Here is a 12,816-nt window from a genome sequence, read left to right as displayed (position 1 = left end):
AACGACCCAAGGATCCGTGATCCCGGTCATCGTCGTGCCGACGGTCGATTCCCGGGCGTTCCGGATTCGGCGAGGCCGGCGAGGGCCTGCGGGAGCGGGTCCCGGTGCAGGACGCCGAGGCGCTGGGTGGCGCGGGTAAGGGCCACGTACAGCTCGGCCGCGCCGCGTGGGCCGTCGTCGAGAATCCGTTGCGGCTCCACCACGAGGACGGCGTCGAACTCCAGGCCCTTCGTCTCCGACGCGAGCACCGCGCCCGGCACACCCGGCGGCCCGATCACCACGCTGGTGCCTTCGCGGCCGGCCTCAGCTCGGACGAATTCCTCGATGGCAGAGGGCAATTCGTCGTCCGAAACCCGCCTGGACCATGGCTGGACCCCGCACGCGCGGACCGACTCCGGCGGCTGGACCTCGGGCGCGAATTCGGCGAGCAGCGCCGCCGCGACGGTCATGATCTCCGCCGGGGTGCGATAGTTCAGCGACAGCGACCGGTAGACCCAACGGCCGGGCACGTACGGCTCCAGCATCGCGGCCCACGACGTCGCTCCGGCCACCGACCGGCGTTGGGCGAGATCGCCGACGACCGTGAAGGATCGTCCGGGGCAGCGCCGCATCAACACCCGCCAGTCCATTTCGGACAGTTCTTGGGCCTCGTCGACCACGACGTGGCGGTAGGTCCAGTCGCGGTCCGCGGCGGCGCGTTCGGCGAGTTCTCGGGTGTCGCGCTCGAGGAACCGATCTGCCAAGTCCTCGGCGTACAGCATGTCCTGGGCGAGCAGGTGGTCCTCGTCGTCCATCAGGTCCTCGCGGCCGATCATCATGTCCAGCACGCCGGCGGCGTACTCGGCCTCGGCCTCGCGTTCCCGCTCGGCGGTCCGGTCGGCGGGTTTGTCGCGGCCCAGCAGGTCGACCAGTTCGTCCAGCAGCGGCACATCCGACACCGTCCAGGCCTCGCCGTCGGCGCGCCACAGCGCCGGGTCGGCGCCCGTCGCGCGCAGCCGCTCCCGGGACGTGTAGAGCTGTGCCAGCAGCGTTTCCGGCGTCAGCACCGGCCAGAGTTCGTCGAGCGCGGCTTTGAACTGGTCGTTGTCCGCAAGCTCCGCGATCAGGTCCGCCCTGACCCGCTCCCATGCTTCGCGGTCCTCGCGGCTCAGCCAGCCCCGGCCAATCCGGGCTATCGCCCGCTCCGTGAGGACCCACGTGACGATCTCGCTGAACACCGCGCGGGCCTCGTTGTGTGGCAACCCGCTTCCTCGCGCCTCCTCCCTGGCCCACTCCGCGGTCTCGGCATCAATCCGCAGCGTGACGTCCGCCAGTCCGATCGGCAGGGGACGCTCGGGTAACGGCTGCCGATCGGCGACCGCTGCCGCCAGCACGTCCAGGATCTCCCTCGAGCCCTTGAGGCGCGCGCATTCCGGGGTGTCCTCGGCGGTGACGTGGAGTCCGGGCACGAGGTCGCCGGGAGTCATGAACACGACGCTGGACTCTCCCAGCGACGGCAGCACACGGTCCACGTGATTCAGGAAAGCCCTGTTGGGACCCACCACGAGCACGCCGTGCCGTTCGATTCGCTCGCGCTGGGTGTAGAGCAGGTACGCGACGCGATGCAGTGCCACGACCGTCTTCCCGGTGCCAGGGCCGCCCTCGATCACCAGCACGCCGGGGTGATCGAGCCGGATGATCTCGTCCTGTTCGGCTTGGATGGTCGCCACGATGTCGCGCATTCGCTCACCGCGCGGTGCGTTGACCGCCGCCAGCAGGACCCAATCTCCTGAGTCGCCCGGCTCTACGGCTCCGGGACGGCCGAACAGCTCGTCGGTGAAATCGACTACCTGCCGCCCTCGGGTGTGGAACTGGCGGCGACGGCGCATGTTCTCGGGACTTGCCGGCGTGGCGACGTAGAACGCGCGCGCTGCGGGTGCCCGCCAGTCGAGCAACAATGGCTCGTAGTCGTTCCCCGCGTCGAACAGGCCGATGCGGCCAATGTAGGAACGTTCGCCCGAAAGCGCGTCCAGGCGCCCGAAGCACAGCCCGTGGTCCGCCACGTCGAGCCGCTTGACCTCTTTGGCCATCGCGCGCACCTCGGCGTCACGATCGGCGAGCGGCCGGCCGTCGCCCCGCAACGCCGCGCGGTATCTGTGTTTCGCCCGCATTCGCTCGGCGTCGAGCCGCCCGTATAGCCCGGTCACATAGTTCCGTTCGTACTGCAATTCCTCTTCGTACCCTCGTGTCAACGCGCGCCTTTCCGCCAGTGCTGTTCCTGGGCAGCGATTTTGCGTCATTACCCCGGGCTTGCCGCAAGCCCCGGGGCGCGCTATAGATTGGAAGTGGAAGGAGCGCCAAGCGCTCCTCCTTTTTCTTTGGTCCACGGCGCCAGCTTGACTTCCCATCGAACTGTTGTTCGAATAGAAGACATGCGCTGGGCTGGCCAGGCCGTCGCGGTCAACGGTAGCCCCGTCGACGACGGGGCACTTCCCGGGCTGCAGCGCATCCGCCTCGTCCGCAGCGTGCGCGCGCCGCAATTCGAGGGCATCACCTTTCACGAGGTGCTGTGCAAGTCGGCTCTCAACAAGGTGCCCAACGCCTCCGCGCTGCCGTTTCGGTACACGGTCAACGGCTACCGCGGCTGCTCGCACGCGTGCCGCTACTGCTTCGCGCGCCCCACGCACGAATACCTGGACTTCGACTGCGGCACCGACTTCGACACCCAGGTCGTGGTCAAGACCAATGTCGCCGAAGTCCTCCGCCGCGAGCTAAAGCGGCCGTCATGGCAGCGCGAGACCGTCGCGCTGGGCACCAACACCGATCCCTACCAGCGCGCCGAGGGCCGCTACGCCCTCATGCCCGGCATCATCGGCGCCCTCGCCGGGTCCGGCACGCCGCTGTCGATCCTGACCAAAGGCACGCTGCTGCGGCGCGACCTGCCGCTGATCGCCCAAGCGGTGCAACAGGTTCCGATATCGATCGCCGTGTCGCTGGCGGTGGGCGATCCTGAGCTGCACAAGGACGTTGAGCCCGGCACCCCGACACCGCAGGCGCGCCTGGGCCTCATCGCCGCGATCCGTGACGCCGGCCTGGGCTGTCACGTGATGGTGGCGCCGGTGCTGCCGCACCTGACCGACTCCGTCGAGCACCTCGACGAGCTGCTCGGCCAGATCGCGGCGGCCGGCGCCACGGGGGTGACGGTTTTCGGCCTGCACCTGCGCGGCTCGACCCGCGGCTGGTTCATGTCCTGGCTGGCCCGCTCGCATCCCGAGCTGGTCGGTCGCTATCGCGAGCTGTACCGGCGCGGCGCCTACTTACCGCCGAGCTACCGCGACATGCTGCGCGAACGCGCCGCGCCGCTGATCGCCAAGCATCGGCTGGGCGGTGATCACCGCCCGTTCCCTCGGGCCACCGAGACGATAGCGACCCCCGAACCCGTTCAGCAGACGCTGTTTTGAGCTAGGCCTTGTCGCGGCGCGGCTTGGTCAGCGTGAATTGGTCCACCACGATCACCTCGCCGAACGGCCCGCTCAGCGCGTAATGCGTTGCCTTGATCGAGGTGTTGCCGCCGGGCTGGCCCGGGTCGACGTCGAAAGCCGCGAAGCCGTAAGGGTTGTCGCGGTCGCGAAACGCCGACCACGGCGCATCCTCCACGACGTAGATCGGCGCCTTGCGCCCGATCGCGGGGTCGAAGGCGCCGACGCCGGTGAGCACGCGGCACCGTGGCTGGGGAAAGAACATCCCGTTGGACGGCGAGGAGGTGCCGCCGCCGCCGATGACGACGTGCACCGTTCCCCGGGTCGAGTCGATGAGGTCGTCGTGGCTGTCGACCGGTATCGGCGTTCGGGTGTCGGTGCCCAGCGTCCCGCGCAGCGGATGCGACCGCTCGTAGTGGTGCTCGTGGCCGCACACCACCAGATCGACCTGATACTGGTCGAACAGCGGCAGCCATTCCTCACGGATGCCCAGGTCGGCGCCATTGGTCCGGTCCGCGGTCGAGATCGCCGTCTGATGCATACACACGACGATCCAATCGACGTCCGCGTTGCGCCGGGCGGCGGCGAGTTCCTCCGCCAGCCAACGCTTTTGCTCCCCGCCCGAATAGCCGTGCACGTAGAAGTTACCGCCGTCCTGGAAGGCGACGTCGTCGTTGTTGAGGCTGATCACCCGCACCGAGCCGGCGGTGAACGAGTACCACAGCCCGCGGGTCTCCGGCCCGGATCCCGAGTCCGGCACCGAGAAGTACGCCTGATAGGCGGCGTAACCGATTGGGCCGTTGCCCAATTCGTTCTCGTGGTTTCCCGCCGCCGGCATCCACGGCCGGTACCGCGCCGAGCGCGTGTTGTTCTCAAACCAATTCGACCAGGTGCGGATCCGGTCCTGCGCCAGGTTGGCGTAGCACAGGTCGCCGTTGACCAGGTTGAACAGCGGACCGAGGCGTTCGATCGCCATCGTGGTGTCGGCGGCCGCGGGTGATCCGATGTTGTCGGTGGCATAGCCGCCGTCGGGCAACCTGGCCAGCGTGGGCGTCGACTGGTCGCCGAAGCTGGTGAAGCGCAGCGGCTTTCGTCCCGACGGCGCGGTCCGCACCGTTCCCTGCTCGGGTTCGGCGCCGTCGTGCACCGCGGCGTACACGTAGTCGGTGTCCGGGGTCAGGCCGGTTAGCCGGGCGTGGTTTACCCGAACCTCGGTGCTGGACTTGGCGTCCCGATAGGTGCGAGTCTCGGCGGCGACGGTACGCCCGTAGCCGGACGCGGGAGTGCCCAGCATGACGCGCGGATTGCGCACGGCCTCGGTGGTGTGCCACGACACCACCACCTCGGTGGCGGCGTTCTCGCCGAATTGCAGATGCAGACCGGTCACCGGCGGCGCGCCGTTGCGGTCCGGCCGGTACCACAACGCGGGCGCTCGGGGATGCGACCACACCAGCACCGCCCCGCCCCCGATTCCCGCCCCGAGGGCCGCCGAGACGGCGCTCGTCGTCAACAACGTGCGGCGGCTGATGCCGTCGGCGGGATCGTCGCTCATGCCTGCTTCATACCGGAACCAGGTAACGGATCCGGTAGCGTTTCCGATATGACGAACGTGCGAAATGTGACCAAGATGGTCGCGCTGGCGACGTTTGCGGCAGCCTCGGTGGTGGCCGTCACACCCGCGACCTCACATGCGGATCCGGCCGGCCACCAGGTGACCTACACGATCACCAGCCAAAACAATCTGACTGCCACCGTGCAGTACATGAACACCGACCCGCCCAGCCAGGCGGCCTACAACGCGGACTCGTCGAAGTTCATGACCAACGTGCAGGCCCCGCTCAGCGGCGGCCAGCCGGCCGTCTACACGGCCACGCTGGCCGACCCGAACCAGTGGGCGATCGTCACCGCCAGCGGCATCCTGCATTGGCCGGATTCGGGCAACGGCCCCGCCTCGTTTCACTGCGAGATCGCGGTCGACGGCCAGGTGGTCGTCAAGCAGGACGCCACCTCCGCCGTCACCTGCGCGACGCGGCCCTGGTAGCCGCCCCGGCGAGCTCAACCGTGCACCCGCAGGGCGAGGAAGTACTCGTGCCGTCGGGTGTTGTCGACGGTGTAGCCGACCGCCTTCGCGGCGCCATCGTGGTCGGACTCCAACCAGCGCTCGGCGCGCTGGCGTACGAATTCGGACCAGGACGGCACGGTGAACCTCTCCAGGACCATGTCGGGCTCTTCGAGGCTTCGATATAGCCGCCAACTATGGCCGCCCGTCCGCAGCCGTGATCGCCGGACCGCGCTCATCGCCTCGACGAAGCCCGGGCGTTTGTCCTCCGGCACTCGATAGCGGACGGTCACCAGCACCGGCCCATCGTTGGGGCATGGCTCGAACACGAGCATCGGCGTCGGCCATGCCCTGGAAATGTCGCGGCTCAGCTTCCCGGTGGACGGCCGTAACCCGAACACGGTGACGCTGAGAGCGGCAATGCCCAGCAACACCGCCGACCAGATCATCGCCGTGCCAAGCCCCGCCTGCGTGGCAACGACGCCCCAGAGATAGGAACCGACTGCCTGAGATCCCGTGAAGACCAGCAGATACATCGACAACCCGCGGGCCCGGACCCATTGCGGCAAATGCAGCTGCGCCGCCGCGTTCAACGTTGTCAACGTGATCAGCCAAGCCATCCCCGACAACACCAAGAAGGGCGCCGCCGCGGCGAACGGCAGCCAGGCCACCGCAAGCGCCGCAAGGCCATACGCGGCGGCGCATACCGCCAGCAGCGTGTTGGACGCCAGTTTCTGGCGTAACGGCGCCGGAAAGCCGACGGCGAGCACCGCGCCAAAGCCTATGGCCCCCAGCGCCATACCGTAGCCACCCGCACCCAGGTGCCAGCTGCGGGAGGCGGCCACCGGCAACAGGGCCAACAGTGCCGAGGCGGGAAACACGAAAAGGGCCGCGCGCAGCAAGATCCTGCGGAAAATCGGGCTGTGACGACTGTATTCCAGTCCGCTGACGATGGCCTGGCTGAGGTGTTCCCGCTCGACCGGCGGCGCTTGCCTGGGTCGTTTCCACGCCCTCAGGGCAAAGATTATGCCGGTGAACGAAATCGCATTGACCGCGAAAACCGCTCCGGGACCGGCCAATGCCACGACAACGCCGCCGATCGCCGGTCCGACGACTCGGGCGATATTGACCGACACGCTGGCCAGGGTCGCGGCGGCCGGTATCTGGTCGCGCGCGACAACTTCGGGCTGAATCGCCTGCCAGGCCGGCGCGGCCAGCGCGGAGGCGAGGCCAATGGCCAAGGTGAACATCAGTAGTGCTGCCGGGGTGAGGCGCCCGAGGTAGGTCATCACCGCCAGCGCCAGCGCCACGATCACCGCATACCACTGCACGAATATCAGCAGCCGGCGCCGGTCGAAGAGGTCGGCAAGCACGCCGGCGAACAGGGCCAACAGGAGCGACGGCCCGAGGCTCGCCGTCTGGACGAGTGCCACGATGGTGTCGCTGCTGTGCGCTTCTACCAAGAACCATTGCGCCGCCACACTTTGCATCCACGTGCCGACGTTGGAGACAAATTGCGCGACGAACAGGCCGCGGAACACGCGGTTGCGCAACGGCGCCCATGCCGACTCTTGCGCGTCGTTGGCGCGCTCGCGACCCTCGATCACCATTTCGCGGCGTTCAGCGCTAGCCCAGGTTGGTGGCGGCAAAGGTGTCGCACTGCTTCGGATCACCGGTCTGGTACCCGACGGTGAACCACTTCTGCCGCTCCGCCGACGAACCGTGCGTCCACGATTCGGGGTTGACGCGGCCGGTCGATTGCTTCTGGATGCGATCGTCGCCGACCGACGCTGCGGCCGACAGCGCGTCGGCAATGTCCTTGTCGCTCAACGGCTGCAGGTACGGGACACCGGTGCTTTCCTGCTTGACCGTCGATGCGTAGTGCGCCCAGATGCCGGCGTAGCAGTCGGCCTGTAGCTCGGTGCGCACCCCGTTGCCGCCGGCGCCCTGCGCGCCCTGCTGGGAGCGGCCCAGGATGCCCTGCAGCTGCTGCACGTGGTGGCCGTATTCGTGGGCCACCACGTACTCCTGCGCGAACGGCCCACCGCTGGAACCGAATTTGTCGACCAGCTCCTGGAAGAAGTCGGTGTCGAAGTACGCCGTCTGGTCCACCGGGCAGTAGAACGGGCCGACGGCGGTGGTGGCGGGCCCGCAGCCGGTGTCGACCGAACCGGTGAACAACCGGACGTGCGGGCGGGTGTAATTGGGCATCAGCTGGTGCCACACCGCGTCCACGGAGTTGCCCGTGGCGACGACGCGGCATTGCACGTACCTGTTGGCGTCGGCCCCGGTCTTGCATTGGCTCAGGTCGAAGCCGGGCGCCGAATACCCGCCGGTGTTCGGTTGCTGGTTCATGACCCGGCCCGGGTCGACGCCGAAGAACAGCGCCCCGAGCAGGATCAGCAGCCCGAGGCCGCCGCCCCCGAGGGCCATCCCCATCCCGCCCCCGCCGGACGACGACGCGGTGCTGGTGTCGATCTGCATGCCCTCGTTGAAGGTCATCGCACGCTCCTAGTGTTGCTTGGTCGCGGAGAACCGGGTGTCGGTGTAGCGGCGCAGGTTGCGCAGAAACCGGCGCAGCCCCAGATTCAGCAGCGGCCCGACCGCCACCATCGCCAGTCGCGCCGGGCCGGCGGGCTTCTGCGCCATGGTCCAGGTCAGCCGGCACCCACCGGGGATGACCTCCACCCGGTAGTCCTCGGCGAACGCGGCGACCGCTCGCGTCGAGCATTCGTTGAACCGGAATGCCATGTGGCGAAACGGTTCCCAGGCGATGAACTCTTCGTCGCCGACGATACCGCCGCGCATCTCGACGGTGCGGGTGGTGCCGACGCCGCGCGGCTCGGGGCTGGTCCAGGTCACCTTGGTGATCACGCTGGCCCAGCGCGGCCAGGACTCGGCGTCGCCGAGCACCTCGAACAGCTGCTCGGGCGTGATGGCGAGGTCGACGCTGTTTTGGAACCGGAACGGTGCCTCGCCAGAATCCGGGTCGATGAAGCTCAGGTCGACGCGCTCGCAGGGGTACATGGATAAAATCTAGCCCGGACCGTCGCTGGCCGCGGCAAGCAGCGGCACCACGACGTCGCTGATCGGCGTGGGCAGGTTGTGCGCGCGGGCCTTGCGCATGATCACCCCGTTGCGGATGTCCCATTCCAGCCGGCGGTGATTTTCCCGGTCGGCCAGCATCGAGGTGCCCATGTCCTCCGGGGCCTTTCGGAAAAGGTCGACCAGCTCGTCGACCGATTCGTCGGGCAGCCGGGCTCCCTCGGCCTGCGCGACGGCCAGGCATTCGGCGACGTAGCGCCGGGACAGGGCGGCCACGTCGTCGCGGCGGAACATGCCAGATCGCCGCCCGGACAGCGCCATGAAGCCGGCCAGCGCGTTGACGAGCAGCTTGCGCCAGGCCGCGGTGATGAAGTCGGGGTCGCAGTCCACCCGGCAGCCGGCGCCCCGCAGCAGCTCGGCGACCGTCTCCGCCGACGGGCCGCTGGGCAGCACCAGCGCGGGCTCGGTGCGCAGCCGCACCCATCCTTCGGGCTGGGTCTCCGCGCTGTACCAGACGATCCCCGGGATCACCGGCGACGACGGGCAGTGCGGCCGCACCTGTTCGACCTGCTCGACGCCGTTCTGCAGCACCGCGACGATGGTGTGGACGTCACACAGGCGGGCCAGCCAGCCGGCGGCCGCGTCGTTCTGGGTGGCCTTGACCGCCAGCACCACCACGTCGACCGGCCCGGTGACCTCGCCCGGATCGGTGGCCACCGGCCCGGGCACCACGATCGGGTCGGCACCGTCGGGCCGCAGCTCGATGCTGTCGCGGGGGGTGCGGCCGCAGACCAGCACCGAGTGCCCGGCCTTATAGAGCAGCGCGGCGACCGTCGTGCCGACGGCGCCCGGACCGACGAGAGCGATGTGCGTGGCGATAGCACCGAAATTACCTCCTCTAGACTGGTCACTCATTCCATCCGGGTGAAAGGGAGTTTTGTGCTGCGCAGCCACGCCGCTGGTTCGCTCAGGAGCCACGACGCCGGCCAGCGGGTGACCCTGGCCGGGTGGGTGGCCCGCCGCCGCGACCACGGCGGCGTCATCTTCATCGACCTGCGGGACGCCTCGGGCGTCGCACAGGTGGTGTTCCGCGAGCGTGAGGTGCTGGCGCAGGCGCACCGGCTGCGCGCCGAGTTCTGCGTCGCGGTCGAAGGCGTCGTCGAGATCCGCCCGGAGGGCAACGCCAATCCTGAGATCGCCACCGGTGAGATCGAGGTCAACGCAACCTCGCTGACGGTGCTCGGCGAGAGCGCGCCGCTGCCCTTCCAGCTCGACGAGCCCGCCGGGGAGGAGCTGCGGCTGAAGTACCGCTACCTCGACCTGCGGCGCGACGGCCCGGCCGCGGCAATTCGGTTGCGCTCCAAGGTGAATGCCACCGCGCGCGAAGTGCTGGCGCGACACGACTTCGTCGAGATCGAGACGCCGACGATCACCCGCTCGACCCCGGAGGGCGCGCGCGACTTCCTGGTGCCGTCGCGGCTGCACCCGGGCTCGTTCTACGCCCTGCCGCAGAGCCCGCAGCTGTTCAAGCAGCTGCTGATGGTGGCGGGGATGGAGCGCTACTACCAGATCGCGCGTTGCTACCGCGACGAAGATTTCCGCGCCGACCGCCAACCCGAATTCACCCAGCTCGACATGGAGATGAGCTTCGTCGACGCCGAGGACATCATCGCGATCTCCGAGGAGATCCTGACCGCGCTGTGGGCGCTGATCGGGTATGCGATCCCCACGCCGATCCCGCGGATCAGCTACGCCGAGGCGATGCGACGGTTCGGCTCCGACAAGCCCGACATGCGGTTCTCACTCGAGCTCGTCGAATGCACGGAGTTCTTCAAAGACACCACGTTTCGCGTCTTTCAGGCGCCCTACGTCGGCGCGGTCGTGATGCCCGGCGGCGCCTCGCAGCCGCGGCGGACCCTGGACGGCTGGCAGGAGTGGGCCAAGCAGCGCGGGCACCGCGGGCTGGCCTACGTGCTGGTGGGCGAGGACGGCGAGCTCGGTGGCCCGGTGGCCAAGAACCTCGGCGACGCCGAACGCGCCGGACTGGCCGCGCACGTCGGGGCCAAGCCGGGGGACTGCATCTTCTTCTCGGCGGGCCCGGCCAAGTCGTCGCGCGCGCTGCTGGGCGCGGCCCGCGGCGAGATCGCCCACCGGCTGGGCCTGATCGACCCGGACGCTTGGGCGTTCGTGTGGGTGGTCGACCCGCCGCTGTTCGAGCCCGCGGACGACGCCACCGCCGCCGGTGACGTCGCGGTGGGGTCGGGGGCGTGGACCGCGGTGCACCATGCGTTCACCTCGCCCAAGCCGGAGTGCTCCGACGTGGTCGACACCGATCCCGGCGGCGTGCTGGCCGACGCCTACGACATCGTCTGCAACGGCAACGAGATCGGCGGCGGGTCGATCCGTATCCACCGCCGCGACATCCAGGAGCGGGTGTTCGCGGTGATGGGTCTGGACAAGGCCGAGGCGGAGGAGAAGTTCGGATTCCTGTTGGAGGCGTTCACCTTTGGCGCGCCCCCGCACGGCGGGATCGCGTTCGGTTGGGACCGGATCAACGCGCTGCTGTCCGGTGTGGACTCGATTCGCGAGGTGATCGCGTTCCCGAAGACCGGCGGCGGCGTCGACCCGCTCACCGAGGCGCCCGCGCCGATCACCGCGCAGCAGCGCAAGGAGTCCGGAATAGATGCCAAGCCGGAAAAGGTTGAGCGGGCATGACCGAAACCCCTGACGCCGAGACCATCACCGCGTTCAACAACAGCCTCATCGACGAGTTCAGGCACAACGGCGGAAAGGTCGGCGGCCAGTTCGAGGGCGCCAACCTGCTACTGCTGACCACGACTGGCGCCAAGTCCGGTCAGTCCCGCATCTCGCCGCTGGCCTACTTCGACATCGACGGCAAGCTGATCATCATCGGCTCCTTCGCCGGCGCGCCCAAGCACCCGGCCTGGGTGCATAACCTGCGCGCCAACCCGCAGGCACACGTCGAGGTCGGCTCGCAATCGGAAATAGAGTCCTTCGACGTCACCGCTCGCGAGCTGCCTTCCGCCGAGCGCGACGAGCTGTTCGGAAAGGTCGCCGCCGCGGCGCCCGGCTTCGCCGAGTACCAGTCCAAGACCAGCCGGGTGATCCCGCTGTTCGAGCTGCAGCGCGCCTGACTCGGTATCGCGGTGCGGTGCCCGCTGGGGTAAGCAAGCCTCATGAGCGCTGCGCTGCTGACCGCGAACAAGGCCGCGCGTGCGGGCCTCAAACGGCTGCGTGAGGTGTGGTTCAACCTCGTGCAGACCTCGGTGGCCGCGGGCCTGTCCTGGTACCTGGCCCACGACCTGCTCGGCCACCCGCAGCCGTTCTTCGCGCCGATCGCCGCGGCGGTGTCCCTGTCGATCAGCAACGTGTTACGGGCGCAGCGCGCCGTCCAGATGATGATCGGGGTGACCCTGGGCATCGGGCTGGGCACCGTGGTGCAGGGCCTGCTCGGGCCCGGGTCGGTCTCGCTCGGGGCGGCCGCCCTGGTCGCGCTGTTCGTCGCGGTGTTCATCGGTCACGGCTTCATCGGGCAGGGGATGATGTTCGCCAACCAGACCGTCATCTCGGCGATCCTGGTGCTGGCGCTGTACCGCAGCGGCGTCGGCTGGGAGCGCATCTTCGACGCGCTGATCGGCGGTTGCTTGGCCATCGTGTTCGCCGTGTTGCTGTTCCCGGCCGACCCGTTGCAGCTGCTGCGCCGGGGCCGCGTCGGCGTGCTGGGTGTCCTGCAGGGTGTGCTGACGCGCTCCGGCGACGTCGCCGCCGGGCGCCGGGTGCCCGCCCACGACTGGCCGCTGCCGGCCGTGGATCGGGTGCACCAGCAGGTGGGCGACCTCGTGGAGGCCCGCACCACCGCGCGCCAGGTGGTGCGCATCGCGCCGCGGCGGTGGGGGATGCGCGACGCCGTGGCCGCCGCCGACCACCAGGCCGTGCACGTCGCGATGCTGGCCAGCTCCGTGCTGCAACTGGCCCGTGCCGTCGTCCCCGCCGTTGCCGGCTGCCTTGCCCCGGTTCCCGAGCCCGTGTCGTCCGTGCTGATCGAGCTGGCGGCGGCGACGGCGCTCGCCGACTCCGATCCCGCCGGCGCGTGCGCGTACGTAGCGGCGGCCCGCCGGCACGCGTCGGTGCTGATGTCTGAGGCCCGGGGCAAGACGGAGGTGGTGCTGGCCGACGCCGTGGCGGCCTGCGTCGACGACCTGCAACGGGTCATCGACCTGCGCTCGGTTTAAC

11 protein-coding genes are annotated in these 12,816 nt (G+C 69.1%); 5 read left to right on the top strand and 6 right to left on the bottom strand.

Annotated features, from left to right (window positions below):
* Positions 1–26: 26 nt before the first annotated feature.
* Positions 27–2,279, bottom strand: a complete 2,253-nt coding sequence (helR, locus tag A5764_RS14270) for an RNA polymerase recycling motor ATPase HelR (RefSeq protein ID WP_197501391.1) — start codon at positions 2,277–2,279, stop codon at positions 27–29.
* A gap of 132 nt (positions 2,280–2,411) precedes the next feature.
* Here helR and A5764_RS14265 point away from each other — a divergent pair, with 132 nt between their 5' ends.
* Positions 2,412–3,440 carry an Rv2578c family radical SAM protein gene (locus A5764_RS14265; protein WP_067114136.1) on the top strand — a complete coding sequence of 343 codons (1,029 nt, stop codon included), beginning with the start codon at positions 2,412–2,414 and terminating at the stop codon, positions 3,438–3,440.
* A gap of 1 nt (position 3,441) precedes the next feature.
* Here A5764_RS14265 and A5764_RS14260 read toward each other — a convergent pair whose 3' ends face one another.
* A complete protein-coding gene (locus A5764_RS14260; RefSeq protein ID WP_067114135.1) occupies positions 3,442–5,010 on the bottom strand; it encodes a metallophosphoesterase family protein in 1,569 nt (522 codons plus the stop codon).
* Between the two features lie 48 nt (positions 5,011–5,058).
* Here A5764_RS14260 and A5764_RS14255 point away from each other — a divergent pair, with 48 nt between their 5' ends.
* Positions 5,059–5,499 carry a hypothetical protein gene (locus A5764_RS14255; protein WP_067114134.1) on the top strand — a complete coding sequence of 147 codons (441 nt, stop codon included), beginning with the start codon at positions 5,059–5,061 and terminating at the stop codon, positions 5,497–5,499.
* Positions 5,500–5,513: 14 nt separating this feature from the next.
* Here the strand turns inward: A5764_RS14255 and A5764_RS14250 are convergent, their stop codons facing one another.
* The 4 genes from A5764_RS14250 to A5764_RS14235 are packed head-to-tail and all read right to left on the bottom strand — an operon-like array spanning position 5,514 to position 9,477.
* A complete protein-coding gene (locus A5764_RS14250; RefSeq protein ID WP_067114133.1) occupies positions 5,514–7,127 on the bottom strand; it encodes an MFS transporter in 1,614 nt (537 codons plus the stop codon).
* A gap of 16 nt (positions 7,128–7,143) precedes the next feature.
* Positions 7,144–8,019, bottom strand: a complete 876-nt coding sequence (locus A5764_RS14245; RefSeq protein ID WP_067114132.1) for a neutral zinc metallopeptidase — start codon at positions 8,017–8,019, stop codon at positions 7,144–7,146.
* A gap of 9 nt (positions 8,020–8,028) precedes the next feature.
* The gene (locus A5764_RS14240) at positions 8,029–8,544 is read right to left on the bottom strand and encodes an SRPBCC family protein (protein ID WP_067114131.1); all 516 of its coding nucleotides are present in this window, start codon (positions 8,542–8,544) and stop codon (positions 8,029–8,031) included.
* A 9-nt stretch (positions 8,545–8,553) separates the two neighbouring features.
* Positions 8,554–9,477, bottom strand: a complete 924-nt coding sequence (locus tag A5764_RS14235) for an oxidoreductase (protein ID WP_082951693.1) — start codon at positions 9,475–9,477, stop codon at positions 8,554–8,556.
* A 9-nt stretch (positions 9,478–9,486) separates the two neighbouring features.
* On the opposite strand from A5764_RS14235, the gene aspS reads away from it, so the two are divergent.
* From aspS to A5764_RS14220, 3 genes are read left to right on the top strand one after another with little or no spacing between them, the layout of a single operon-like run.
* Positions 9,487–11,277 carry an aspartate--tRNA ligase gene (gene aspS, locus A5764_RS14230; protein ID WP_197501388.1) on the top strand — a complete coding sequence of 597 codons (1,791 nt, stop codon included), beginning with the start codon at positions 9,487–9,489 and terminating at the stop codon, positions 11,275–11,277.
* Positions 11,274–11,717: a nitroreductase family deazaflavin-dependent oxidoreductase gene (locus A5764_RS14225; protein WP_067114129.1), complete on the top strand. Its 444-nt coding sequence runs from the start codon at positions 11,274–11,276 to the stop codon at positions 11,715–11,717. The genes aspS and A5764_RS14225 overlap by 4 nt, the downstream gene beginning before the upstream one ends.
* Positions 11,718–11,759: 42 nt before the next feature.
* The gene (locus A5764_RS14220) at positions 11,760–12,815 is read left to right on the top strand and encodes an aromatic acid exporter family protein (protein WP_067114128.1); all 1,056 of its coding nucleotides are present in this window, start codon (positions 11,760–11,762) and stop codon (positions 12,813–12,815) included.
* Position 12,816 lies beyond the last annotated feature (1 nt).

Origin of the sequence: Mycobacterium sp. 852002-51057_SCH5723018, from assembly GCF_001667035.1 — a bacterium.
Classification (GTDB): domain Bacteria; phylum Actinomycetota; class Actinomycetes; order Mycobacteriales; family Mycobacteriaceae; genus Mycobacterium.
Note: the sequence above shows the minus strand (reverse complement) of the source record. Positions and strands in the feature narration are given on the sequence as shown.